Here is a 26683-nt window from a genome sequence, read left to right as displayed (position 1 = left end):
ACAAGCCGATAACTAAAGGGCTATTTCAGTTTGATACGCGGATCGAGCAATTGGTACGAGACGTCGACCAGCGTGTTCATAACCAGCACCAGCGCGGTCGAGACCATCACAATCCCCAGCGACGTCGTGTAATCGCGCTGGGTGACTGCTTCAATAAAGTGCGTTCCCAAGCCGGGTAGAAAGAAAATACGTTCGATGACAAGCGAGCCGGTCAAAATACCGGCGACAGCCGGGCCTAGATACGATACGACCGGCAACAACGCGCCACGAACCGCATGTTTTAAAACCACGGTGCTGGGCATCAATCCCTTCGCGTACGCGGTGCGAATGTAATCTTGGCCCAAGACGTCAAGCATGCCGGTTCGAGTTAAACGAGAAATATAGGCGGCGAACGGCGCCGCCAGGCAGATCGACGGCAGCACCATGTCGATCGGTTTGCCCCAGCCAGCGGCGGGAAACCATTTCAATTGAAAGACAAAGATGATGATCGCCAAGCCGGCCAAAATAAAGTTAGGGACCGCGATTCCCACGGTCGCCAGCGACCGAAAGACGACGTCCAGTAGAGAGTTGCGCCAGAGGGCCGCAACAATCCCTGCCGAAAGCCCCACCACCAATGCCATCGACATCGCCAACACGCCCAATGTCGCGCTGATCGGAAAGCCTTGCGCGATGATCTCGCTGACTTCGTAGTCGTTCAGCACTTGGCTTGACAAAAAGTCGCCGCGGCAGGCGTTACTGAGGTAGTACCAATATTGCTCTGGCAGCGAGTCGTTCATGTGGAACTGCTCCCTCCGCATCTTTTCGATTTCGGGAGGATACGAGCGCTCACTTGACATCGGTCCGCCGGGGACCGCTTTCATGAGAAAGAAACTGAGCGTATAGACGAGCCAAAGTGTGATGACGATCCACACTGTTCGGCGGATGAGAAAGCGAATCAACGGAGTCCCTCCGCTTCGAAGATGCGCTGTTTCTCCGCCTCGTCGATTTCCAAAATGTGCAAGGGATGCAAGTCCTGAAGATTCGGGTAAAAATTCTTGACGTAAGGGCGGACGATATTTAGCGAGACGTAATAGTAGATCGGGATGATCGGCATTTCGTCCATCAGGATTTGCTCGGCCCGGCTCAACATTTCCAGACGTTTGACCGGGTCGGATTCCGACTGAGCATCGCGGATCAGTTGATCATACTCGGCGTTGCTCCAACCTGTCTGGTTGTTTTCGCCATCGGTGACAAACATGTCCAGAAACGTATTGGGATCGGGATAATCAGCCGTCCACGCAGCCCGCGACAGATCAAACTCAAGATTTTTTTGCGACGCCAGATAGACGCTCCACTCTAGATTTCGAAGTTCGACATCGATCTGGAGGTTCTTTTTCAACTGCTGCTGCACAACCGACGCGATGTCTTTGTGCGCTTCGTGGGTGTTATACAAAATCTGAACTTTAGGCAGTCCTTTTCCGCCAGGAAAACCAGCTTCCGCCAACAAACGCTGGGCTTCAGTCGGGTTAAATTCGCCCGCGTGCCCCCCTAAGTAGCCTGCTAGTCCGGTCGGCACCAAGCTGTCCGCCGGAATTTGTCCCGCTTTGGTGACAAAGTCGACGATCGCTTTTTTATCGATCGCGAGGTTTAACGCGCGGCGGACCTTCGGGTTATTGAGCGGGGGTCTGGTCGTATTGATGCGATAAAAGTAAGTGGTCAGCATCGGCGCGATGCGCATGTTGGGTTCGGTGTCTTCTGCCCTCTCGGCGTCTCGCCGCAACATTTCCGGCAGTGCAGGGACCGGTACTGTAATCCCCCAGTCGATTTGGCCATTCATGTACATGTTCAACACCGTGGTGTCAGACTGCACTGCCATCGCGTCGATAATGTTCAGTTTGACGCTTTCCGCATCCCAATATTTGGGGTTTTTTCGTAACCGAATCCGATCTCGAATTCTGCGCGACTCCAGCGTGAAGGGACCGTTGGTCACAATGTTCTCCGGCTTGGTCCAAGCGGGGTAGCCGTAGGTTTCGATGCAGGTTCGATTGACTGGGTGCATCGGATAAAACGCAACCAAATCGAGAAAGTAGGGGGTCGGATTATTGAGCGTGACGACTAGCGTGTGGTCATCCGTCGCTTTGATCCCCACTTCGTCAAAGTGAATCGTGAGAAAATTGATCGGCTTGACGCTAGGTTCTTCCTGTTTGATTTTGGCAAGGACTGCATCGGGTTCTGAAAGGCGGACAAATTTTTCGGTTTCGCCGGATGCATCCCAATCGATCTGGCCATCTTTTGTCGGTTTGACGTCAACGGTAAAGATAGTTCCCGTTTTGGCTTGATCCCCTGTGCCGATTGTGACCTCTGCTTTCGATTTCAAAATGCCGGCTAGCGTCGTACCGCGAGGGTAGTGCTGATCCGAATTTCCATCGGTCGCCGGAAGATTAGTGGGGCCAGCGCGATCGGGCAGCTCAATTTCAACCCGATCACCAGGCTCGACTTTCGAGAGCGAATACTTTTCGGCATTTTTTACGTACCACAATTGGTAAGCGTATTCCGAAGGAAGTTGCGGGTGCAAAAAACGCTGCCACGAAAAGACCCAGTCATGGGCCGTTACCGGCTCGCCGTTGGTCCAGACGGCGCCTTCGCGAATATGAAACGTGTAGGTCAGTTTATCTTCGGACAAATCGTAAGAAGTCGCCTGACCTGGCGCGTTAATCATGGTGGTCAGATCTTCTGGATTTGGGAGACGCTGATAAAGACCTTCAAATAATGCTTCGATCACGCGTCCTTCGGGGACGCCGGTCACCATTTTGGGATCAACGGACTTCACTTCAGTCCCGTTGGCGAAGGTAAAATCGGCCGGTGGGAGGTCGCTGAACTGCAAGACCGTCGCGAACGCAATCGCAGTTAACGCGAAAAAGAACAGGGGAAGCAGATAGCGCAGAGGGAATTTCATGATTTTGCGCAAACATAGAAAAGTGCGGATACGACGACCTAAGTCTGAATGTAGGCGGCATGCGCGTGGAACTCAACCTGTTTTCCCCATGATGGTTAGGTTGTTTGGACCTTTTTCATGCTGTGGCCGTGATTTCTCCACAACAGTTTTTTCGCCAGCAGTGTCCAGAGACGAAATTGAGATCTCCTCTATTCCGTTTTCACATGAACATTTCTAGAATAGTGCACGTATCCACATCACATCGGGCGCAAGGCATCGTTGTCTTCTAGCTAGGAAGACCTATTATTTTGCTTGTCATCGCGAAGGAAATCGCAACGACAAGATTGGGACAGCTTTTGCGGAAAAGGTTTAGTCGACCGCAGGAGTATCAGTACGCAAGCGCGCTTCGTTGGAACCTTGTTGCGCCGCGTAAATGAGTCGCGACTTCTCATTTGCACCAAACGGCGTTACATCTGCCGCGTTTTGCTCACGCATCCTGCTGTTCGACGCTCACGGTCTGCGACCTTTCGTATTTCCGTGCGCGGTAGATGTATCACACAAGGAACTTAGCTTATGTCGCTAGCGCAAGATTACGCGTTCAGCTCGCTTTCGGATCGCCCTGCCGCTACTCAGGCTCCGCGAGCTTTTCAGCCGAACGAAACAGAAAACGTAAACGCTCCGATCGATACTCAGGCAGCAGCAAATCCAGCAGTATCGAGTCCATCTGCATCCACTCCGTCTGCGGTTGGCCCTGATCCCTTGAACGACGCCACGGCGAAAGATCTCGTCCAATTGTTCAAGCTTTTAGCCGATGAGACTCGGTTACGCATTCTTTGCTTTTTACTGCAAGAAAAAGAATTGAATGTTCGAACACTGTGCGAGTTGCTAGGCCAAAGTCAACCGGCGGTCAGTCACCATTTGGCGTTGATGCGCGTCGCGGGGCTGGTCGATTCACGACGTGACGGCAAACACAACTTCTACCGCATCCTGCCGGATCGCGTAGGTGAGTTAATGGACCTGCTGTTCCGGCATACTCCCGGAGTCGACAACAGTGAACTTCGCGTGCAAGAGCATTGCATCCGCTATTTCACCGTCGAAAAGTAAACCGAGCCAAGCGAGCAATGATCAAAGTCCGAGAGACTGGCCGCGAACGATCACCGGTGCTTCGCGGCCAGTAGCTCGACGACAAGATTTTCTACATCGGTATAAGTAAAAGCGTCCTCTTCGGACGCAACGTTAGAATTATCGAAACGCTTCGCCAGAGATCCGTCTTGTGCGTAAACATAAACCGCCGGCGGCGATCCTAGCTTTAACTTCTCCAACATCGTGTCGGTATCATCCCCAGCGAGGATGTTGTCGAACGTTGCGCCAAATTTTTCTAAAAATCCCTTGACCCGCGGAATGTCGCCAGCAGGGGTTTTGTTCTTGCCACCAATAAAGTCAAGACTGACGCTCATACAGACGACTCCCTGCTCCGCGTACTGTCGGTCTAGATCGACTAGGCCCGGGAATTCTTTCAAGCAGGGAGGGCACGTTGTCGACCAGTAATCGACGACCACCACCTTGCCGCGCTGACTTTCGATCAGCATGCGGATCGCATCGTAGTCCAAAACACGCAGGGTGACTTCTTTGGGGGGACTCACCGCTGGTTTGGTTGAATCCGTTGATGAATCGCCGGTTCCATTCGCTGGACCTTGACTGCTGGATGGGGAGCAACCAAGTGTGCAGACCAGCGTTACGAGGGCAAGCAGCGACAAGGGGGAACGAGATTTCACAGGTCTTGCTTTCGCTATCTATTCGTGGGGGGAAGGTAACACTAGCATAAGGAATTCTCGATTATCGCCCAACTCGCCTTTCCAAAATGTCTGATTTCGAACATCTCCGTCACAAACCTCCCTCGGCGCTTGACGAACCGCGACAGTTGATCGTCGCCTGTTGCCAGTTGCGGAGTAACGTCAATCTGTCGCGCATCGTCCGCGCGGCGTCGTGCTGCGCCGTTTCTCGCGTGATCGTGACCGGCAACATGAAAATTGATCCAAAAATTGCCCGCGATGGCGCCGAAAAGCTGCCTCTCTCGCGACATCGATCGCTACCGCCGGTCCTGAAAGAGCTAAAAGCCGAAGGCTATCGCCTGGTCGGACTTGAGCAAACAACCAACTCGCAGGATATCCATCACTTTTCGTTCGTCCGCAATACCGTGCTGGTAATCGGCAATGAACGCCAAGGAACTCCAGACGACGTACTGCGTCTGTTGGATGATGTGGTGGAGATCCCGGTCTACGGAATGCCTTACAGCTATAACGTGGCGACTGCGACCTCGATGGCGCTGTACGAGTTTTGCCGGCAATTTCCGCAAGGATAACGGCTTGGGGCTGCGCCCCCCACGAACATTCTCAGGCGCCATGCTCTTACGACGTCTTCGACGGAAGAGCATGCTGTGATGCGTTTGGTCAGCGCGAATGATTTCTTCACAGTTTGAAGACTTGCTTACTCAGCGAAGACGCTGTGAAAGTATGGAGCTAAAAGCTGCCCTGAGTGGACTATCCCTGCATCACTTTCGCCGCAGCTTCACACAATGTGGCGCTTCGATCGTTCGAAGGACTCTCGGCGATGATCCGCACGATTGGCTCGGTGTTGCTGCCGCGAATCAACAGCCAGGCGTCATCCCAGGCGAATCTCAATCCATCCAGCCGACTTGCCTGTGCATCGGAAAAGTGGGCCGTTAATCGATCGAGTGAACCTGCCAACTGCTCGCGATCCAGCGGCATGGTGGTCTTTAAGATCTCAAAGCGGGGAATCGAGTCGGCCAGTTCAGCGACAGTTGAACTAGAGGCCGCCATCGCGTCGAGGACAATCGCCATTCCCACAAAGCTGTCGCGGATATAACCGACGCGCGGATCGATTGGCCCGCCGTTTCCTTCGCCTCCAAAGATCGCTTGTTTGGCGAGCATCATGTCGGTGACGTTCGCTTCGCCGACGGCTGAACGAAAGATCGGCGCGCCATGCTTTTTCGCGAGCGCCTCGTTCATCAGGCTCGTTGCGCAGTTGATTACGACTGGGCCTTTACGGCTGGCCAGCACATGATCAAGGCAAAGCGCGACGGTATATTCTTCGCCGATGTATCGCCCTGCAGCGTCGATAATCGCCAAGCGGTCGGCGTCAGGATCTTGGCAAAAGCCGACATCAGCGCCTGACGCGACGATCTTCGAGCAAACCCCTTGCAGGTTGGCGGCGGTCGGCTCAGGCGTGTGCAGGAAATCACCGCTCGCCTGATCGCCGAGGATCTCGTATTCGCAGCCCAAAGCCTGCAGCAGTTTTCGTCCTAGCAAACTGCCGGCGCCTTCGTTGGAGTCGAGCAAGACGCGGAAATTCCGCTTTTTGATCCCCGCGACATCCACAATCGCCAAAACTTTTTCCAGATGCTGCGAAAGAGTATCTTCGCAATCGCTGCGCGAGCCAAGTTTTTCATGAGAAACCCAAGCGGCCGAGTTTGCGTGATAGGCGGTCAGGACCGATTCTCCCTGATCGGCCGGGATCACGCGGCCGTCGGCGCCCATTAGTTTGATCCCGTTGTACTGCGGAGGATTGTGACTGGCCGAGATCTGCACTGCGCCGCCGCACTGATACTGCCGAGTCAAAACGCCGACCGTCGGAGTTGCGGCGATATCGGCTTGAATCACGTCTCGCCCGCAAAAAGCCAGGGTTCCGGCGATCAATTCGGCCAACGGCTTACCGCTAGGGCGACCATCGCGGGCAATCAAAATGGGGCCTGGCCCCAGTTGTTGAGCAAATGCGGCGACATATCGAACTGCAATGTTTGGAGTTAGTGACTCACCGACAACGCCGCGCAGGCCAGAAACGCTGATGATTGGATCCTTCACAGTTTCTTCCTTGTAATTCTCTGGCGCCATCGTCCGGGTCGCTGCTATGGGACCAATTTCCCCGTAACGGCGCCGCAAAGTCAAGGGCGAACTTGGCAATGCCCGATTGAAGCAACTTCCCCATCCGCCGTAAAATCGAAACGGAAAATAACTGCCGTATTGCTGTAGGAGCACCGATGACCAGCGAAGTCGAACCACTGTTGACCGAAGTTCAAGCGGCCGTCAGCGCCGAAAAGATTACGGCCAGCGCTGCCGAAAACATCAAGATTTGGCTGACCGAGCCGCGTTATGCGGCTTACGCTTCGCAAGTCGCCGAGCACATTCAGGCAAAAAAATGGCAGGCCCTGGATGATGCGTTCTGGACGGTAATTCCGTTTGGAACCGGCGGTCGCCGCGGCCGGATGTATCCGATCGGCTCGAATGCGATCAACGAGCGGACGATCGGCGAAAGTGCCCAAGGTCTCGCTTCGTACATCAATGACAACGTCGAAGGCCCGTTGTCCTGCGGCATCGCCTACGATACGCGGCATCGCTCGCGTGAATTCGCCGAGTTGTGTGCTCGGATCATGGTCGCCAATGGGTTTAAAGTCTATTTTCTCGATGACTACCGCAGTACTCCAGAACTCTCGTTCTTGGTCCGCTACAAGCGTTGCAGCTGCGGTATTATGGTTACGGCCAGCCATAATCCACCCAGCGACAATGCGGTGAAAGTCTATTGGTCGACCGGCGGTCAGGTTCTACCGCCGCACGACAAAGCGATCATCGACCGGGTGATGAATGTCGAAGCGTTGCCGTTGGATGTCAACTTTGATGAAGCAGTGGAAAACGGCAGCGTCGATATTTGCACCGACGAAATAGATGTTGCGTTTATCGAAAATGTCAAAAGTCAACGCTTTGGCGGACCGCGCGATTTGAAGTTGATCTACTCGCCGCTGCACGGTGTAGGGACTTCGGCGGTGATTCCCGCATTGCAGGCGGACGGCTTTACGGACTACGAGATCTTTGGCCCGCATGCTGAGCCGAACGGCGATTTTCCGAACGTGCCGGGACATGTGTCGAATCCGGAGAACCCGCAAGTCTTTGATGCGATGATTGAGCGCGCCAAAGAAATCGGCGCCGAGTTTGTATTGGCGACCGACCCGGACTGTGATCGGGTCGGCTGCGCAGCGCCGGTGACGCTTGATATCAAGGGAGAATGGCGCACGTTTACCGGCAATCAGATCGGCGTGCTGTTGTGCGACTACGTCCTAAGCAAAAAGAAAGCAGGTGTCGGCGTCGCTGCTGACAATTATGTTGTCAAAACGCTTGTGACAACCGAAATGGTGCGCCGCATCGCAGACGGTTACGGCGTCAAGACGTTTGGCAACTTGCAAGTTGGATTCAAATACATCGGCGGCACGATGGACGAAGAAGGGCCAGACAACTTCCTGTTTGGCTGCGAAGAGTCGCATGGTTACTTGGTTGGTCAGTATGCACGGGATAAGGATGCCGCCGTCGCGGCAATGCTGTTGTGCGAACTTACGGCCGAGTGCAAAGCCAACGGCAAATCACTGCATGAAAAGCTGGAATCCCTCTGGTGGCAGTATGGTTATCATGCCGAGCATCTGCTGAACCAAAAGATGGAAGGCTCGGAAGGGATGGCCAACATGCAGAAACTGATGGCCAAATTCCGCGAGCAGCCGCCGACTTCGCTGGGAGGAATGGCGCTGCAGCGTGTTCGAGATTACAAGAACGACGTGATTGTCACACCAGCAGGAGAGAAATCGCCGCTTCACGGTCCGCCGGGAGATATGGTGATTCTCGACCTGGCCGAAGGGAACTACGTCGCGGTTCGCCCGTCTGGCACCGAGCCGAAGGTGAAGTTTTACATGTTCACCTACGTCGAGCCAGAACAACTGTCGCTGATTGACATGGCCAAGTCAGCGATGCAGGAGCGGATCGACGCCTTTGAAACCGAGCTAAAAGCGTTCGCCGCTTCGATCTAGGTAAAGCCGCCCCTGCCCGAATGTATGGGACGCTCTACAATGAGGGAGAACTTATTCCCCCTCATTTTTTGTGCGCATGACCGAATCTGCCGACTCACCTACCGAACCCGAAAGCCACTCGACCGAGGGGAAGCCGCAAGAGCATGTCCCGTTTGTGCTAGCAGCCGGTAAGGTGCGCAAGTTTCCGACCACGCCCGGCGTCTATCTGATGAAAGATAGCCAAGGGAGAGTGATCTATGTCGGCAAAGCGAAAAATCTGCGTAGCCGCGCGAGCAGCTACTTCAATGCCGAAGCGGCTGTTGATATTCGAACCGGCTATTGGGTCAAAGAGATCGCCGACGCGGACTTTGTGGAGACTGACAGCGAAGTCGATGCGCTGCTGATGGAATCACGGTTGATCAAAGACATTCAGCCCAAATTCAATAAAGATCTGAAAGACGACAAGTCATTCCCCTACTTGATGATCTCACAGCGGGAAGATTTTCCGCGTGTCGAGTTCACCCGCGAACCGCAAGAGAAGAACGCCAAACTATACGGACCGTTCGCCAACGCCGGCGCGCTGCGCGGTGCGATTCAGGTGTTGCAGCGGATATTCAAGTTTCGCACGTGCAGTCTCGACATTGATGAAAATGACGAGCGTTGGAAGTGGTTTCGACCTTGCTTATTGGCCAGTATCAATCAATGCACAGCGCCATGCAACTTGCGAATCTCGAAAGAAGAGTATCGCAAAGACATCCGCCGTTTGCAGATGTTTTTAGAAGGAAATCGGAATAGCCTGCTGAAGCAATTGCGGGAAGAAATGCTGGACGCGTCGAAGGAGCTGCAGTTTGAACGAGCGGCCAAACTGCGTGACGAGATCGACATGCTGGAGCGTTTGGATGAACGGGGCGAATTAGAGACTCACGCACAGCCAGAGGTGTTTTACATTGATCCCAAAAAGGGATTGGCGGGCCTGCGTAAAGTTTTGCAACTGCCGACCACGCCGCGTTCGATCGAAGGGGTCGATATCGCCCATTTACAAGGAGGCGAAACCGTTGCGAGTCTAGTGCAATTTTTGGATGGCTTGCCGTTCAAGCCAGGTTATCGCCGCTACAAGATCAAAGGGGTGAAAGGGATCGACGACTTTCGGAGTATTCATGAAGTGGTAGCGCGTCGCTTCAAAAAGTTGCATGCCGAAGGAGAGGTATTTCCGGACATCCTATTGATAGATGGTGGTAAAGGACAACTCAATGCCGCGCTGGCCGCGTTTCGTGATCTGCAGATCGAACCGCCGACTCTGATTTCGCTGGCGAAAAAAGAGGAAGAAATTTTCCGCCCCGGCGAGTCCGAGCCGCTCCGGTTAAGTCGACACGCATTTGCATTGCGGTTGTTGCAGTATGTGCGCGACGAGGCGCACCGCTTTGCGCAGCACTACCACCATATCTTGCGGAAGAAAAGTACGTTTGACGAATAGTCGTCAAACGTTGTCATCAAGCCGCGCCCGGCTAGTGGGCGTGACCGTGATCGATTTCTTCGGCGGTCGCTTTGCGAACTTCACGCACAGCAACTTCAAAGTGCAGCGTCATGCCGGCCAGCGGGTGATTGCGATCGACAATCGCAACTTCTTCCCCGATTTCGGTCACGACCGCGGCGAATTCGCCTTCATCTTCGGTCTCCAAGACAAGCTCCATGCCGACTTGCACCATGGTCGGGTCTTCAAACGCGGCTAGATCGATTTCCATGACGTCTTCTTCGTCATATTCGCCATAACCCTGTTCGGGCGTTATGACGACTTGGAATTCATCACCCGGCGATTTGCCTTCCAGGCCCGACTCCATTCCGGCGATTAGCGCCCCGATGCCGTGCAGGTAGACCAACGGTTCGGCTCCGCTGGAGGTGTCGATAATCTCGCCTTCGGCATCCTTCAACGTGTAGTCGATGGTGACGATCGTGTGTTTTCCAATTTTCATCTTGCAGCCCTAGTAGAGAAAGATTGCCTGTAGTCTATGTTCCGAATCGTCTTCAAGCTAGTTGCAAAAGCAGCGGAAACCGGATTTGCCCCAGGTGACCGGTTTCGTGATATGTCGGTTTTACAGGCTGTTCCTAGGTCGATGGGAAAAGATTGGGGAAACGCCAGCACTTCCCTTTTCTGTTTGCGTCAAGTGAATCGATAAGGTAAGTGCGGCTATCACGGAAAGAGAACGCAATTTCGCCACGGAGGAAACCTATGTCATCACGTTCGAAATATCACGATTCCAACGATCTTTACGCTTCTAACGGAGAGCGGTCAGGATTCGCCACTTTCGCCCTGATCTTGCTGGGCGTCGCTGCCGGCGCGGCAGGCGGAATGTTCTTTGCTCAGCAAGATTTTCATCGCGAGCTCGCTTCGCTCAAAACGGAACTTGCTGCATCTCGCCAAGATATCCAGCTATTGACCGGCTATGCCGATGACGCGCTAAAGACGAACTCGCTGCTTGGTCAGCTTCGTCGTCAGCGAACTTCCTTGGCCGAAAATCAACTCTTGGCTGGCGAACTAGAGCACACGCTCGCCAAAGTCGAAATGGCCGCTTCGCGGATTGACAGCGCCACAGCGGTATTGGCTCAGATGGAAGAGTTGCAGTTGCAAATCGTGAACCAGCAATGTCTGGCCAGCGAATTAGCGGCGGCGCTCGATCAACAACAGGTTGTTCAGTCCAAGTTGATCGCTGTTGCTTCGGCCCATGATTCGGCGAAACGCTCGCTTGATTCGCTCGCCAAAAATCAGGCCAAGATGCAACAGATTGCCGGATCGCTTGAAGAAAACGAGCTGACGGTCGATCGGGTCGCAGCGGTCCTGAGCAAGCAAAGCCAGTTGGCTGGCGATGTAGCGTCGGCTCAATCGGCGCTCAATTTGGCTGCCGAAGTCGCCGCGCAATCGGCGGAGTTGCAAGGAGCCCTGGCCGACAATCGTCGCAATTCGGGACGTGCTTTGACGACGTTAGATGAAATGGTCTGGATTTGCGAATATCTGAATTCGCAATCGCCGCGACTCGCGATGACTCAAGGGAACCTGCAACAGATTGACGCGATTCATAAAGACGTGTCGAGCATGCGGGATTCGATTGGCGAGTTGGTCCATAACGCCGAAACGATCCGCGGCCTGAACCGTGCGTTGTCGGCAATCGTGACAACTACCGTCGGCATCCGTAGCGGACTGGCCGAGATTATGTTGTTGGAACCGGCAGTGCGAGAACTGGTCACTCGCCATCGCGAAATTGAGCAACTGGTCAGCAAGTCGCAGGACCAGGATGTGCAAACGCGTGCCAACAAGTTGATCGCCGAGCACCAGGAAGCTCAAGAGCCGGTCTATGTTAGTCAGAAGCCATAATTGAAATGCCGTGGCGCGAGGTCGCCGTCGGCGCAAAGCACGTGGCAAAGCGAGTTGCACCGCCCCCTCTTCTCCGTGGGCACTTTGGGTGAGGCGACAAACCGAGCAGCGCGTCGACGGCAGGGATCAGCGAGACGAACAAGTTGATCCCTGCTGAAAACCGGATCTAGAGCCAGGGAGCTCTAGATCAAAATATCGCGGACCGCTTGGTGTTCTTCGACGCCGGTCAGCCGCATATCAAGACCTTGGAACTGCACTGACAACTTGCGGTGATCGATTCCCAGGCAATGTAAAATGGTCGCATTCAGGTCGTGGATGTGAACCGGGTCTTTGGTGATGTTGTAGCCAAAGTCATCGGTCTCGCCGTGAACGACGCCAGGCTTGATTCCGCCGCCTGCCATCCAAATGCTGAAGCAGCGTGGATGATGGTCGCGGCCATAGTTTTCTCGCGACAATCCCCCTTGGCAATAAACCGTGCGACCAAACTCACCACCCCAAACCACCAACGTATCATCTAGCAGACCACGTTGTTTTAAGTCTTGAATCAGAGCCCAGGCAGGCTGATCGATATCGTGACACTGCTTCGGCAAGTCGCCGCCTAAATTACCATGCTGATCCCAGCCGCGGTGGAAAATTTGGACGAAGCGAACGTCACGTTCGATCATGCGACGAGCCATCAAGCAGCTGGACGCAAAGGTGCCTGGGGTGCTTGCTTCGGGGCCGTACATGTCCAGAACCTGCTGGGTCTCGTCACGCAGATCGGTTAGCTCTGGAACCGATGTTTGCATACGGAACGCCATCTCATACTGGGCGATCCGAGATTGCGTTTCTGGATCGCCAATTTCGGCGAAAGCTTGTTGATTCATGCTTCCAAGCGAATCCAGCATGCGGCGACGCAGATCCCCGCTAACCCCGTCAGGATTCGACAGAAACAAAATCGGATCGCCCTGACTGCGGAGCGCGACTCCCTGGTATTTGCTTGGCAAAGAGCCAGAGCCCCACAGTCGATTGTATAAAGCTTGAGCTTGCTGCCGGCCGGACCAGTTGGGGGTCATCACGACAAAGGACGGCAGGTCTTTGTTCTCTGAACCGAGTCCATAACTGAGCCAAGCGCCCAGGCTGGCGCGACCTGGTAACTGATTTCCGGTGCAAATGTAAGTGATCGCCGGATCGTGGTTGATCGCTTCGGTATGCACCGAGCGAACCACGGCGATATCATCCGCTAACTTTGCGGTATGCGGTATCAATTCGCTAAACCAAGCGCCGGACTGCCCATGCTGGGTGAACTTGAACTTCGAGGGCGCGATCGGAAAACGCGTTTGGCCTGATGTCATGGTGGTCAAACGCTGTCCTGCGCGGATCGATTCTGGCAGATCTTTGTCATACCAGTCGTTCATTTTTGGTTTGTAGTCGAGCAGGTCCATCTGACTCGGCGCGCCGGCCATGAACAAATAGATCGCTCGTTTTGCTTTGGGGGCAAAGTGAGGAACCGAAGGGAGCCCACCAGAGGTAGAAAGAGGAGCCGCCCCCGTGCGCTGCGGTAACATCGAACTGAGCGCAGCCGTTCCGAGCCCGAGTCCGCCGAGTTTGAAGAAATGGCGGCGCGAAAGGGCCAATCCGTATTCTTGGCGTGGATCCATGATTCGACATTCCTAGGAGGGGGCCGGGGATTGGTCGGCAGGGGTGAGCTAGTTCTTGGTAATAACTTCGTCTAGGTTCAGCACCAGGTTCGCCGCCAGTGTCCAAGCCGCTGCATCAGCCGCTTCGGCATCACTGACCTTAGGGGCTTGCTCTTGAAGCAACGCAGCAGCCGCCTTCGGATCAGTGACAAAGTGATCTTGCGCGGCGTTGACCAATTGCACGATTTCCGTCACCTCTGGTGCGTGGGGGGCTCGGCTCATGCACAAGCGAAGCAGGAAGCTGGCGCGAGACTCCGGCGTCTCTCCTCCTTCTTGGAGGGTTCGTGCTGCGAGTGCGCGGGCGGTTTCGACAAATTGCGGATCATTCATCAGCATCAGTGCTTGCAGCGGCGTGTTGGTCCGCTCTCGTCGGACCGTACATGACTCACGCGAAGGGGCATCGAGCGTGCTCATTTGCGGCGGCGGTGAAGTCCGTTTGATGAACGTGTAGAGCGTGCGTCGATGGACTTTTTTGTGACCTTCATCCGCTTGGAATTTAACGGTATTGCTGCCGCTATATCCCACCGCTTCCCACAGACCTAAGGGTTGCGGAGGCTTGACGCTGGGACCGCCGATCTGATCAACCATCAATCCGCTGACCGCCAGCGCTTGATCTCGAATCATTTCGGCGTCGAGACGGTAGCGCGGTCCGCGGGCCAACAGGCGGTTGCCGGGATCACGAGCGATATTCTCGGGCGACATTTTTGATGACTGACAATAGGTCGACGAGAGCACGATCCGTTTCATCATTGCTTTGACGTCCCAGCCATCGGCGATAAACTGCGAAGCGAGCCAATCCAGCAATTGCGGATGACTTGGTGGTTCTCCCTGTAGGCCGAAGTCTTCGGCCGTTTTGACCAATCCAGTTCCCATAGCGTGCTGCCAAAGTCGATTCACCGTCACGCGAGCAGTAAGCGGATGCTGAGGATCGACCAACCATTGAGCCAGTCCCAATCGATTGAGGGGCGCATCTGCTTTCATCGGCGGCAGCATGCCTGGGGTCGCTCGCCCGATTTTTTCGCCGATTTGATCGTATTCGCCGCGTAGCAAAATATGGGCAGGGACAGGTTCGTTCTTCTCCTTAGAGATCAGCGTAGTTGGCGCCGCGTTGGTCAGTTCGGCGATTGATTTCTCGTTGGCGGCAACCGTTTTATGGAGCGGTGAAAAAATATCACGCGTCTCTGAAAATGCGTGTTCAACAAAATATAGCTGAAGCTGCTTTTGTTCCGCTTCACTTCGCTGTTCCGCCGCTTTCTTGGCAAGGGCGACAATTTCTTTCGGCTCGGTCGGCTTTTCCTTGGCCGCTAGCTCAGTCGTCCATGCAGCTAATGAACGATAAGCACGCGGGCGACCTTCACGTGTCACGACGCCTGACTTGTCCCAATAGACTGTTCCACCCCACTGGGTAAATGCCCAGCCGTTGATCTTGTCACCCGGCTTGAGACCGGAAGCGCTGACCGGAATTTCAAGGCGAACCCATTCGCCCAAAGCAGGCAGATCTCCCTGACGTTGTCGCGAAACGGTACCTTCGGATCCGAAAGGAATCAGGTTCTCGCCCCAGTAGGCGCGAAAGTTCCAGTTGCCGTTGTTCCACTGCAACATGATCTCTTTCGGCGGATCGGCCGGGTCAAGATAGACGTAAGTAAATAGTAAGTCGTCTTGGTAGACGGTTAGCGGCGGATTCGCGTCGGTGAAGAAGTGTTGATCGAGCTCTTTGCTGGTTCGTTTGGAGGCGCGTTTGCCAGCGAAAACCGGCTCTGGCGCTTCGACCCATTGCCAGGGATAGAGGTTGGCTTGCAGGTTGGCGCCTGCCGGGGTGTCATCATCGATCCAAACAACTTCAATTGGCTGATCCTCTTCGGGAGCAGCGGCTTCGGGCTCTTTGTAGTCGAATGCGGCTAGCTGCTCGCCGATCTCGGTTTGGGCCAGCTGGATCTCTTGCTGCAGCGCGGCGATCTTCTCTTGGTCGGCGCTCGAAATCATGCGGAGCGTCGGCGCAGGATCCTTGACATTGCCATCCATGGGGTTGTAGTCAAAGCTGTTGAAGAAGGCGTACATCGAGTAAAAGTCATTCATTGTCAGTGGATCATATTTGTGATCGTGACAACGCGTGCATTCGAAGGTTAGTCCCATGAAGACCGTTCCGGTGGTCGTAACTCGATCAATCACGTTTCGAGTTTCAACCTCTTCTTTGATCGAGCCTCCCTCGTTGGTCGTCACATGGCAGCGATTAAATCCGCTGGCGATCTTTTGAGCTTCGGTGGGGTTTTCGAGCAAGTCGCCGGCTAGTTGTTCAACGGCGAACTGATCAAACGGCTGGTTGTTGTTAAACGCTTGAATGACCCAGTCGCGGTAAAGCCACATTTCGCGATAGTTATCGAGATGCAAACCATGCGTGTCGCCAAAGCGAGCGGCGTCAAGCCAATATCGCGCCATATGCTCGCCGTAGTGGGGAGACGCGAGCAATCGATCAACCACTTTCTCGTAGGCGTCGGGAGACTCGTCCGCCAAGAATGCGTCGACTTCGGCCAATGTTGGCGGCAAACCGGTCAGATCAAATGTCACACGCCGAATCAGGCGCTCTTTGGTGGCGGGCTCAGCGGGCGACAGCCCCAACTTCTCAATTCGCGCGAGTACAAACTGGTCGATCGGATTAGTCGACCATGCAGCTTGCTTGATCGCCGGCGGTTCTGGCCGTGTCAGCGGTTGGAACGACCAGTGAAGTTCGTACTTCGCACCCTCAGCGACCCACTGGCGAATTTTCGCGATCTCTGCCGGTTTCAAAGATTTGTTGGAATCTGGCGGCGGCATCATCACATCGGGATCGGTGCTCATGATCCGCGCAATGATCTCACTGGCGTCAACATTGCCGGCAACGATAGGATGTTCGCCAGAGTCAGCTGCGCCTAACGCGCTCTCTTCCAGATCAAGCCGGAATCCGCCGCTGCGATGCTCTTCGTCTGGACCATGACACGAGTAGCAATTGTTCGAGAGGAGCGGCCGGATATCGGCGCCAAAATCGATCGCTTCCTCCGCTCGACCAGATTGAATCCAGCCCAGCGAGATCAACACGCCGATAATCATCCATGAACAGGGAGAGCTAGCTGAGGAAAGTCTCATGCCGGTACCTGACACGTGAGGTAGGAAAATGGAGAGCGACGGATGTGGGGAGTGAGGGACCCACCCGATTGGAAGGGAATAACGCAGGCCTGCATTATATCATTCACTGAAGAGCGCATCGATCCTTTTTTGTCTACAATTGGCCATCTGTTTCAAAAACAGACGAGATCGATGCGTTGGGTGGCGTTTTGCCGTCTCGCTCATTCCCAGCAGGATCAGACCGGGTAACGACTTACGGCGAGCAGCTACTCGCTGACGGCGGGAGAAACGAGTACGTCGCACGCTCCCAATGCGCACAGCTCGGCGCCTTCGACGAAGAGTCGGACGTGGCACTCGCCAACACAATGCAACGGCAGCGGAATCTCGGCTTGGAAGGGCCCTGCTGGCAGTTCAAGCTCAACGCTGTGCCAGCGGCGATCGTTCGCTTGCTGATAAATATTAGGAAACTCGGGCAGGCTTTGATCGTAGTCGATGCGTGGCTGGGGCTTAAACGTCAGTAGGTCGCGACGGCAGACGATCTCAAGTCGCCCTTTGCCTGCGACGGGCGAAACGCCGCTGACCAACAATTTTTCGCCCGCCTTGGCCACGGCAGGAGATTCGATTTGCGCCGTCTCGGCTCGTGGCAATCGCAGCAAGGGATCGCCGATTAGGTTGAACAACTGTACGTGTTCACGGCGTTCTTCTTTTAACAGCTTCGGTTTGGGGCTGACCATGCTTGCCAGAGAGTCAAGCAATTTGCGATTGCCGCTTTTGTTGGTCGCGCCGACCATATCCCGTTTTGCGTGAAGGATTAATTCGCCCAGCGTCTCGCGATCATTGTCAAAGTATTCTTCTAACATCTCCGCCCCCATCACAGACATTGCATACGGCATTGTCACGCGTGAGCCGGCATAGATCGCGACCGGACCACCAGGGCTGCGCAGCATCTCTTCGGCGAGACAATCTTGAGGTTCGTCAAATGCGCCCGTGTAGCAAGCCAGAAATATCGCGATTGGCGAACCATTTTGGCAATTCAATCGGGGAATGTCTTTGGCAGTAAAGATCGGATAGTAACGGCGCTCGGGGACTTGGATGTAGTCAAGATAGCGCCGCTGCCCATGTCCAATGTAAATCCAAAACAGGCAGCCGGCATTCAGTTGATTGACTGTCTCGTCGCAAAACTCGCGCGGGTCAGGGCAGTAGGGGCTATGCCAACTGGCGTAGGCGACTTTGGTTTCAAACGAAGAGGGAATCTCGTCGGTCAAAAACTTTTTGGTGATCGATTCCATCAGCGTATCCGCAAGCATGCCGAACCCGCCTACTCCGGCGACCACATTCAACTGCCGTCGCCAAGCGCCGGGTGAGACATCCTGCTCGTAGGCTAAGATCTTTGCGACGACCACTTCCAACTGCTCAGCCGTCCGAACCGACAAGCGTCCAATCGCGACGTCCGGTAACCAATCGTCATCGATGTCGGCGTAGTAGTTATCGGTCGCCAGCGTTGGTTCAGAACCAAAATGAACGTTGACGACAGCGTCCATCTCATGCGTCGGAACGCCTGGGGCTTCTGGCGTAGGCTCCGCTCCAGGAACATCTCCGACCAGCACAACCCAGCGTAACGCGCCGGACTTGGCCGTTTCGCGGATCGCGGCGCGGATGCGTTCTTTGGAGGCGGTCTCGGAGATCAGACCGATTTGACGCCCCTGGGAGGCGCGATGATCAAGCCAAGGGCGAAGCGCCGTAACCAGCGGTGCGGGGCAAACGACCAGCGTATCAGTCGGCAGTTGAGGAGCCGCACCCAGAACCAAAGTTGCTAAGGCGGCGGCGATCGTTCCGTACATGGTGTTGTCGGCCGCAAGGATTGATGAAAGCGGATAGGCGTAGATCGCTGAGAACAGAGGCCATCAGGCGACCGGGGCGAAGAAGTGTACTCGCCAGCTCCGTCCGCAGGCAAGACGCATCTGTTCCCAACTTAGACGATCCTGCCAAGCGTAACGATCTTACCTGTAGAAAAACGGGGAAGTTTCACCCCTGGTCGGGTTCCCGCGGCTGATCGCTTGCTGCATCGCAGGGGAACGCTATATTAATGTTGCTTGAGGAAAAAATGCGGGAGTAGCTCAGTGGTAGAGCGCTAGCTTCCCAAGCTGGATGTCGCGAGTTCGAGCCTCGTCTCCCGCTCTTGTAAATAGCCGGATGATTTAGCCCTTTGGGGAAGATATCATCCGGCTGTTTTCGTTTGATATCGAACCAGAATCTTCGCCCCAAGTTTTTGTGAGCAAATCACTTATGCCACTCTGGACGGCTTAGGCAATCGTCACCCAGCAGATGGTAGTTTCGATCCATGGTGGTCAATCCACTTGCCCATACTGATAGCATTTCTTGTGTCCTAGGCGGGTTGTGCGGTATTAACCCCCTCTCTCTCGAAAAATTGCTTGCAGTTTGCCGCATGCGTCGATGGATGGATAGGTAAATTGACCACCAGATTGATGGGTGGTTGCGAGTTGGCTTGATTTCGACCCCGGAAGAGAGAACAGAATGCCCAAGAAAGTATGGATGCTTCCAACGCTGCTCGCGCTAGGATTCTATTTGCCGGTCAATGCTGTCTCGGCACAAGATTAATTGGCCCCTGCTTCGCAGCCAGTGGATGGCTCGCAAGTTTCCTATCAAATGCCGATTGCTGGCGTTCCGGCGATGGCCCCAGGGGATCAGGCTGGTTGGAAATTATCCGCCGACTTGTTGATTGTTCAACCGACGGCCATCGATAGTTATTTTGTCATCGATGCTCCCACGGCATCGGTCAGTCCAACCGGGCCATGAATTATCAACGATCCGCAGTTTCAGCCCGCGTTTCGGTTTGGCGCCGCCTATGAATTTACGAATTCGCCTGGGCAGTTTCAGGCAACTTGGACTCGATTAGATACCAGCAACTCTACGTCGGTTGCCGTCGCCGACGGGTTGATGATGTCGCAATCTCAAGACTTTGGAGTACAAGGTCTCGTGGTCGGCTTCTAGGTCCACGTCCAAAACAGAACGCACTTGTACGCTCGGTGCAATTGCTCGGTTGTTCGGCAATCTGCCCAATGCGCCGGAGCGTGCGAATCATCCATCCGCACAAACCGCTAGCTCCATTCTTGCACTTGTTAGGTTGCGTCGACTTTGACGTCAGGATCGAAAAAATGCTTGCTACTTCCCGCAAGCGTCGATCTTAAATTCGCAAGCTAACTAATCGCCGGAGTGGTTACTGTGGCTTGTTGCGATTTTTGACAACACAAGAGAACAAGTATGCCCTCGAAAGTATGGATGCTTTCATCTCTGCTGGCACTAGGATTCTATTTGCCGGTTGATTCTGCTTCGGCGCAAGACCAGTCGCCTATAGCACAGCCAGTGGAAGCCTCGCAGGTTTCTTACCAGTTGCCAATCGCTGGCGTGCCCGCGATGGCGCCGGGGAGTCATGGTGGCTGGAAGTTTTCTGCGGATCTGCTGTTGGTTCAACCGACAGGCATGGACAGTTACTTTGTCATCGATGCGCCCAACGCATCCACGGTTCCGTCTGGGCAACGGATTAACAATGACCCGCAGTTTCAGGCTGCATTTCGTTTGGGCGCCGCTTACGAGTTTGTGAACTCGCCGGGCCAGTTTCAAGTAACCTGGACTCGTCTCGATACCAACAAATCTACGTTGGTTACCGGTGATAATCTCTGGGCTTCCATTGGGGCTGCGGATCTTGTTTCCCTCTTTGAGGGATATACGGGAACCGCGAACGCCAATTTGGACATCACCCATAATCGAATTGACGCGCTCTTTACCGAACCACTCAACCTTTGCAGCCTCGATCTGGGGCTGCAATTTGGGTTTGAATACGCCGATGTTAGCGTCAACGAGAGCTATCTCTATGACTCTCCGTCATTTTATGCCACGGAGGTCTATAGGTCTCAAATGCGAGGGATTGGCCCCGAGATGGGCTTCATTGTTGGCTATGACTTACTTTGCGGCGATGACTGCGGAGACGGACGCCTATCCTTTACGATGAACTCGACCGGCAGTCTCTTGCTTGCTACGGCAAAGGCATCGACTTATCAACAATACCCGGGCGGCGATGGCGCCCCTGATAACGTGATTAGTTTAGAAGATAATTCGATCGCGCGAATTATTCCGGCGCTCCACATCGGAGTTGGCCTGAATTACGACCGCTGTGTTTGCGGGCGCAAGGTGCGGTTGTCGACCGGCTATGAAGTCAACAACTACTTCAATGCGATTAGTCGACAAGCCTTTCCGGATGATGCAGCCGACGGTTTAGTTTTGACGCAATATCAAGACTTTGGTTTGCAAGGTCTCTACTTCTCTTGCGTGGTCGGCTTCTAAGTCCAAGTCTGGCCCCACGCACTTCCACGCTAGGTGCAAGTGCGTGATTGTTCGGCGATCTGCCCATAGCGGTGGAGCGTGCGGGTTATCGCTTGTTCTCGTAGCCAATAGCGAAGCTCGACATAGCCGCTGGCCGTTAGCGGCGCGTCGATCCAGTTGAGGCCCGCTTGGTGGGCCGAGGCCAGAACCGGGTCGCTTGGTACGGCGATCGTGCGGAGAAACTCAAACTTGCTGCCTTCGCGTAAGAGCCATGCAGCGAAGTCGGCGTCTGATTCTTCGCTCGCCACGCTCACTAGCAGTGGAGTCCCTGTCAACTGCGACGCGAGTTCCGCCCAAGCCACAGCCGCGGCATTTGCTGACGGTAAACGTAGGATCACTCCGCGGGCCGCGCGGTAGCGGAAGATGTTGCTTTCGCATGCCAGATGCGAGGGGTCATGCTCTAACGAAAAGTATTCTTTCCACGCGGCGCGATAATTGTGCTCGACCGTCGACGGGGCGACATCGGCCGATGCATCGGACCAGCGAGCGAACAGCGAAACGTAGTTCGGTCCGCCAGCCTTAGAACCTGGGCCGATCGACGACTTCTTCCAGCCGCCAAACGGTTGGCGCTGCACAATCGCACCAGTTGTCGGCCGATTGATATACAAGTTGCCGGCCTGGACCAACTCGCGCCATTGCCGTTGTTCTCGCTCGTCGAGTGAGTGAATGCCGGCGGTCAAACCAAATTCGACATCGTTTTGCCAGGCGATCGCCTGGGTGAGATTCTCGGCTCGCATCAATCCCAGCACCGGACCAAAGCACTCGGTCTTGTGGAACCAAGATCCAGGTCGAACGCCGAGTCGAATCCCAGGGCTCCACAGGCAGGGATCGTCGGACGAACGTTGGGGTGTGAGCAGCCAGCTTTCCCCTTCATCGAGCTGTGTTAACGCTTTCAGGAGAGTTGGTTCAGGCTCTCGAATTAGCGGAGTGACGACGCTTGCACGATCGGTTGCCGGTCCGACTTGCAGCGAAGCCGCCGCGTCCAGCAACTGCCGCTGGAAGATTGGATCGTCGTAAACTTCGGCTTCGACAATCGCCAAGCTGGCGGCGCTGCACTTTTGACCGGCATGTCCAAAGGCGGAGCGAACCAGATCTTTGACCGCTAGTTCACGATCGGACTGGGCCGTGATGACCAGCGCGTTCTTGCCGCTTGTCTCGGCATACAGACGCAGCGAGGGACGCCAAGACTGGAACAGTCGAGCCGTTTGATAGGCCCCGGTCAGGACAACTGCATTGACGCGCGGATCGGTAATCAGGCGTTTGCCGGTCTCGCCGTCGGCGCAAGGATAGAACTGCAACACGTCGCGGGGGACGCCAGCTTCCCACAGTTGCTGTACCAGCCGCCAGGCGATGTCGATCGTTTCGGGCGCTGGTTTCAGCAAGACGGCGTTGCCCCCCATCAAAGCGGCCAGCACGCCGCCGCACGGGATTGCGTAGGGGAAATTCCACGGGGGAGTGATCACCACAACGCCGAGCGACTGGCTGACAATTCCCGTGTCGTTGGGATAGTGCTGGGCGTAGTAACGCGCGAAGTCGATCGCTTCGGAGATCTCGCTATCCGCTTCGGCGATTGTTTTGCTGCACGTTTGCTGCATTTCGGCAATCGACTCAAAGCGTCGTTGCTGCATCACTTGGCCCGCGTGATGCAGAACTTCGGCTCGCTGCGCGATCGATTCGGCCGACCAGCGCTGCCCGGCTGCGACGGCGCGATCGAGCGAGAGATCTAGATCTTCTGGCTCCGGCGGCATGGCTGGAGCCCACTGGGCGATTGCTTCGTTTAGCTGCTGACGCGTCGCTGCTTGCGTCCAATCGCTGTCAGATTCGTTCAAAAAGTGAGCAGCGCGATTGGGATCGAGGACCGGCAATTGTCGTCGCGAGATAGAAGCCACATCGTGTCGATGTTCCCACCCTTCGATAAACCGCCGCTGTTGCTCTCGCCAAGCCGGCGAATCAGGCGTCAGCCCAAAAAGATCGTGTAAGAAGTTTTGCGGTGACGTGTTTTCGTCAAGCCGTCGGACGAGATAGGCCATGGCGCTTTGGAAATCTTTGGGCTGCACCGCAGGCGCATAAAGGAGCAGCCCGCCTGCCTGTTCCTTCACAACGCGCGCTTGGTGGTTGGCCATCCCTTCCAGCATTTCAATTTCGACCGCATCACTGGTTCCAAACTGTTCGCGCAAGGTCAACGCTAATGCAACGTCAAACAGATTGTGCGAAGCGACGCCGACTCGCAGCACCGCCGCATGTTCTGGCTGAACGCAAAACTCAAGCATGCGGCGATAATTGGCGTCAGTCTCTGTTTTGGTGCGATAGGGGGCCGATTGCCAGCCGTGCAGTTCGGCTTCGACATCTTCCATCGCCAGATTGGCGCCTTTGACTAGGCGAACTTTGACTTTGGCGCCGCCTGCGGCGGCACGTTCTTTAGCCCACGCGGCCAGCTCTTGCAACGCGTTCCACGAGTCAGGTACGTAGGCCTGGAGGACGATTCCGGCCGAGTAGTGATGAAACTCCGCTTCCGACAGCACTTGTTGAAACGCTTCTAGCGTCAGGCGCAGGTCTCGATATTCTTCCATATCGAGATTCACAAACTTGCCGAGAGGCGCCGCGGCGCGATAAATCACTCGCAGGCGATCTTTGATCGCCGCCAATGTCTGATCGTAGGCTGTCAGGTTGATCTGACTGAAGATTGCCGAAATTTTGACTGACAGGTAGGTGACTTCGGGCTGTTGCAAATATTCGAGCGCAATGCGAAGCCGATTCTGCGCTTCTGCTTCACCCAGAACCGCTTCTCCCAGGTGATTTAGATTGACTGAGAAACCTTGTGAGACGCGCTGTTTTAGGTGACGGCGTAACTGACTCATTTCACCGTTAAGAATCACGTTGGAAGAGTCGGTTCGCATCCGAGCGGCGATCAGCGGCATCACGATCTGCGGCGCTACCACGCTGACCGCGCTGGCGATTCTTAGTAAAGTTCGGTCGACCCACGAGAAATATTGTGGGAACCCGAACTTGCGCAAGAGGCCGCGCCAACGTTGCGCCTGACGCGAAGGGTTGTCGCTGCGGAAAGTTTCGTCAACCATCGCCAACGTAAATGCTTTGCCTGCCGTGTCATTCATCATGCGAGCGAGCTGTTCGCTCTGGATTTTCTCGCTTTGGCGAATGTTTTGATTCGCGGCGACAAGCAGTTGTTTGGCCAATTCGATGGTGCGATTTGCGATCACCGAGTCGAACCGCTCATCACTTAGAGAGGACTCGCTGGGGGGGCTATTGTGAAATTCTTCAACAATCATGGCGAATACGTCATCATGAGGAAAGATAGTTCTGCCAAAAGCTGGTTTTTTACAATTCTAGGTCTCTGTACGCCGACTGTCTTGCGATTACAATTTCTAGCGGTGAAGAAAAACTACAAAGGCGGGTTCGGCGGAAAACCGCAAACTATGTGAGGGGACCCAGTTTTGAATCGCGCAACTATGACTTCGTCACGGGCTGAAATTTATTCGGAATCTCCCGGTTTAGAGACGATGGAAACTCTGTTTCGTTCTTTGCCAAACGTTTTGTTTTGCATCAAAGATCGCGATCGTCGCTATGTGGCCGCCAATGATGCATTGGTCGCCGCGACCCTTAAGAAGACGGTTAGTGAAGTGCTCAATCGTCGCGCCACCGAAGTCTTTCCTGAGATGTTGGCTGCCGGTTATGAACAGCAGGATGACGAAGTCTTCCAACGCGGCGTTAACATTGAAGATCGGTTGGAGATGATCACGCGGGCTGACTGTGACGTTGGTTGGTTTGTCTCGCACAAAGCGCCGATTCGGTCCAGCACTGGCGAAGTGATCGCCCTGGCGAGCATCTCGCGCGATCTCGAGATTCGCGCCGACGACGGGCAAGAGTTGGGCGCAGTGAAAGTAGCGCTCGATACGCTGCATCGTGATTTCAGCAAGCCGCTACGAATCGGCGATCTGGCCGAGAAGACCAATATGTCGGCGAGTCAGTTTGAACGTCGCATCAGCAAGATCACAGGGCTCTCGCCGCGACAACTGTTAACCAAGCTGCGCATCGACGCGGCCGCCAAGCAGTTGCGCGAGACCGCTTTGTCGGTCGGACAGATCGCCATCGATACCGGCTTCTACGATCAAGCGGCGTTGACGCGTAAGTTCCGCGAAGTAACAGGGCTGACGCCGGCTCGCTATCGTCAAGCGACGGCCTCTCTGTAGAGAGGCCGCGTCGCTAGCAATCGCTCGGCTGGCCGGTTTCTAGAAAGTTGCGTAACCAAGCTTCGTGCGGCGCGGGATCGAGTCCTTGTTTTTCGATCCACGCGTCATCGTAGTAGGTTGTGAGATAGCGATCACCGCCGTCACAGATCAGCGTGATAATGCTACCGCTCTCCCCACGCTCGACCATCTTGGCCACAATTTGCATCGTCGCCCAAAAGTTGGTGCCGGTCGAACCACCACATTTGCGGTCGAGCAAGCATTCCAGCACGCGCATCGCGGCTAGGGACGCCGCGTCTTCTACTTTGATCATTTGATCCACGACCGTCGGCAGAAATGAGGCTTCGACCCGAGGACGACCGATCCCTTCAATCCGTGACGGACCGCACGAAGTAACGCTACGATCGCCGGTCTGATAGAAGTCGTAGTAAACCGAATTTTCGGGGTCGGCGACACACAGTTTGGTCGCCAGCTTTTGATAGCGAATGTAGCGTCCAATCGTAGCCGACGTACCGCCGGTACCGGCCGATACGACCACCCACTTTGGCTCGGGGTCGGCTTCCAGCGACATCTGCCGAAACATCGACTCGGCGATGTTATTGTTGGCGCGCCAATCCGTCGCACGTTCGGCGAAAGTAAATTGATCCATGTAATGGCCACCCAGCTCGACGGCGATTTGTTCTGCATGGGTATAGATATCGCCGCCATCGACCAGATGACAAACGCCGCCGAGGAACTCAATCTTCTTGATCTTCTCGCGCGAAGTGTTGGCCGGAATGACCGTATGAAATGGCAGGTCTAGCAACTTGGCGAAATAAGCTTCGCTAATCGCCGTGCTGCCCGAAGAGGCTTCGACAATCGGCGTCGCTTCTCGGATCCACCCGTTACAGATACCGTACAGAAACAGCGATCGAGCCAAGCGATGTTTCAAGCTGCCGGAAGGGTGAATCGACTCATCCTTGAGATAGATCGAAATGTTCGGCAACTGCAGACAGGGGACCTGAATCAAATGCGTGTCGGCAGAGCGGTTAAAGTCACGTTCGATCGCGGAAATCGCACGGCTTACCCAGGCGCTAGTCATCGGCAGCAGGCTCTTGGTTGAAGGCAATCAGAGCAAAAAAAAACAGAGCGAGACCCTGGCAGTCTAATGGGAGATTCCCGGGTCGCGATAGT

18 protein-coding genes and 1 tRNA gene are annotated in these 26683 nt (G+C 54.9%); 9 read left to right on the top strand and 10 right to left on the bottom strand.

Annotated features, from left to right (window positions below; translation table 11 throughout):
• Nucleotides 1-20 precede the first annotated feature (20 nt).
• Entirely contained in the window at nt 21-938 is a 918-nt protein-coding gene (locus SH421x_RS20890) for an ABC transporter permease (protein WP_488851955.1), read from the bottom strand.
• Nucleotides 935-2935, bottom strand: a complete 2001-nt coding sequence (locus SH421x_RS20885; protein WP_488851954.1) for a peptide ABC transporter substrate-binding protein — start codon at nt 2933-2935, stop codon at nt 935-937. The genes SH421x_RS20890 and SH421x_RS20885 overlap by 4 nt, the downstream gene beginning before the upstream one ends.
• 552 nt (nt 2936-3487) lie before the next feature.
• Here SH421x_RS20885 and SH421x_RS20880 point away from each other — a divergent pair.
• Nucleotides 3488-4018, top strand: coding sequence for an ArsR/SmtB family transcription factor (locus tag SH421x_RS20880; RefSeq protein ID WP_488851953.1), 531 nt, complete (start codon nt 3488-3490; stop codon nt 4016-4018).
• 50 nt (nt 4019-4068) lie between these two features.
• On the opposite strand, the gene SH421x_RS20875 is transcribed toward SH421x_RS20880, so the two are convergent.
• On the bottom strand, nt 4069-4689 hold the full coding sequence (locus tag SH421x_RS20875) for a TlpA disulfide reductase family protein (RefSeq protein WP_488851952.1): 621 nt from the start codon (nt 4687-4689) through the stop codon (nt 4069-4071).
• Between the two features lie 86 nt (nt 4690-4775).
• On the opposite strand from SH421x_RS20875, the gene SH421x_RS20870 reads away from it, so the two are divergent.
• Nucleotides 4776-5276, top strand: coding sequence for a TrmH family RNA methyltransferase (locus tag SH421x_RS20870; RefSeq protein ID WP_488851951.1), 501 nt, complete (start codon nt 4776-4778; stop codon nt 5274-5276).
• Nucleotides 5277-5454: 178 nt separating this feature from the next.
• Here the strand turns inward: SH421x_RS20870 and glmM are convergent, their stop codons facing one another.
• A complete protein-coding gene (glmM, locus tag SH421x_RS20865) occupies nt 5455-6795 on the bottom strand; it encodes a phosphoglucosamine mutase (protein WP_488851950.1) in 1341 nt (446 codons plus the stop codon).
• Between the two features lie 176 nt (nt 6796-6971).
• Between glmM and SH421x_RS20860 the strand changes: the two genes are divergently transcribed.
• Together SH421x_RS20860 and SH421x_RS20855 are read left to right on the top strand one after the other, a co-directional pair.
• Nucleotides 6972-8780, top strand: a complete 1809-nt coding sequence (locus tag SH421x_RS20860; protein WP_488851949.1) for a phospho-sugar mutase — start codon at nt 6972-6974, stop codon at nt 8778-8780.
• A 76-nt stretch (nt 8781-8856) separates the two neighbouring features.
• A complete protein-coding gene (locus SH421x_RS20855; protein WP_488851948.1) occupies nt 8857-10233 on the top strand; it encodes an excinuclease ABC subunit UvrC in 1377 nt (458 codons plus the stop codon).
• A 31-nt stretch (nt 10234-10264) separates the two neighbouring features.
• Here SH421x_RS20855 and SH421x_RS20850 read toward each other — a convergent pair whose 3' ends face one another.
• Complete coding sequence (locus tag SH421x_RS20850; protein ID WP_488851947.1) at nt 10265-10729, bottom strand: FKBP-type peptidyl-prolyl cis-trans isomerase; 465 nt, start codon at nt 10727-10729, stop codon at nt 10265-10267.
• Between the two features lie 257 nt (nt 10730-10986).
• Here SH421x_RS20850 and SH421x_RS20845 point away from each other — a divergent pair, with 257 nt between their 5' ends.
• Nucleotides 10987-12126, top strand: a complete 1140-nt coding sequence (locus tag SH421x_RS20845) for a hypothetical protein (protein WP_488851946.1) — start codon at nt 10987-10989, stop codon at nt 12124-12126.
• Between the two features lie 182 nt (nt 12127-12308).
• On the opposite strand, the gene SH421x_RS20840 is transcribed toward SH421x_RS20845, so the two are convergent.
• The 3 genes from SH421x_RS20840 to SH421x_RS20830 form a co-directional block, all read right to left on the bottom strand.
• A complete protein-coding gene (locus SH421x_RS20840) occupies nt 12309-13766 on the bottom strand; it encodes a DUF1501 domain-containing protein (protein ID WP_488851945.1) in 1458 nt (485 codons plus the stop codon).
• Between the two features lie 48 nt (nt 13767-13814).
• Complete coding sequence (locus tag SH421x_RS20835; protein WP_488851944.1) at nt 13815-16925, bottom strand: PSD1 and planctomycete cytochrome C domain-containing protein; 3111 nt, start codon at nt 16923-16925, stop codon at nt 13815-13817.
• A 245-nt stretch (nt 16926-17170) separates the two neighbouring features.
• Nucleotides 17171-18745 (bottom strand): C25 family cysteine peptidase, encoded by a 1575-nt coding sequence (locus SH421x_RS20830; protein WP_488851943.1) that lies wholly within the window; start codon nt 18743-18745, stop codon nt 17171-17173.
• A gap of 265 nt (nt 18746-19010) precedes the next feature.
• On the opposite strand from SH421x_RS20830, the gene SH421x_RS20825 reads away from it, so the two are divergent.
• From SH421x_RS20825 to SH421x_RS20815, 3 genes are all read left to right on the top strand, one after another.
• Nucleotides 19011-19082 (top strand) — tRNA-Gly (locus SH421x_RS20825).
• A 441-nt stretch (nt 19083-19523) separates the two neighbouring features.
• Nucleotides 19524-19721 carry a hypothetical protein gene (locus SH421x_RS20820; RefSeq protein ID WP_488851942.1) on the top strand — a complete coding sequence of 66 codons (198 nt, stop codon included), beginning with the start codon at nt 19524-19526 and terminating at the stop codon, nt 19719-19721.
• 465 nt (nt 19722-20186) lie between these two features.
• Nucleotides 20187-21266, top strand: coding sequence for an Lpg1974 family pore-forming outer membrane protein (locus tag SH421x_RS20815; protein WP_488851941.1), 1080 nt, complete (start codon nt 20187-20189; stop codon nt 21264-21266).
• 29 nt (nt 21267-21295) lie between these two features.
• On the opposite strand, the gene SH421x_RS20810 is transcribed toward SH421x_RS20815, so the two are convergent.
• Nucleotides 21296-24592: a bifunctional proline dehydrogenase/L-glutamate gamma-semialdehyde dehydrogenase gene (locus SH421x_RS20810; RefSeq protein WP_488851940.1), complete on the bottom strand. Its 3297-nt coding sequence runs from the start codon at nt 24590-24592 to the stop codon at nt 21296-21298.
• 231 nt (nt 24593-24823) lie between these two features.
• Between SH421x_RS20810 and SH421x_RS20805 the strand changes: the two genes are divergently transcribed.
• The gene (locus SH421x_RS20805; protein WP_488851939.1) at nt 24824-25513 is read left to right on the top strand and encodes a helix-turn-helix domain-containing protein; all 690 of its coding nucleotides are present in this window, start codon (nt 24824-24826) and stop codon (nt 25511-25513) included.
• Nucleotides 25514-25526: 13 nt separating this feature from the next.
• Here SH421x_RS20805 and SH421x_RS20800 read toward each other — a convergent pair whose 3' ends face one another.
• Nucleotides 25527-26591 (bottom strand): PLP-dependent cysteine synthase family protein, encoded by a 1065-nt coding sequence (locus SH421x_RS20800; RefSeq protein ID WP_488851938.1) that lies wholly within the window; start codon nt 26589-26591, stop codon nt 25527-25529.
• Nucleotides 26592-26683: the final 92 nt, after the last annotated feature.

The organism is Blastopirellula sp. SH421 (genome assembly GCF_057808535.1).
The sequence above is the reverse complement of the archived record's forward strand: the minus strand, read 5'-3'. Positions and strand labels throughout refer to the sequence as shown.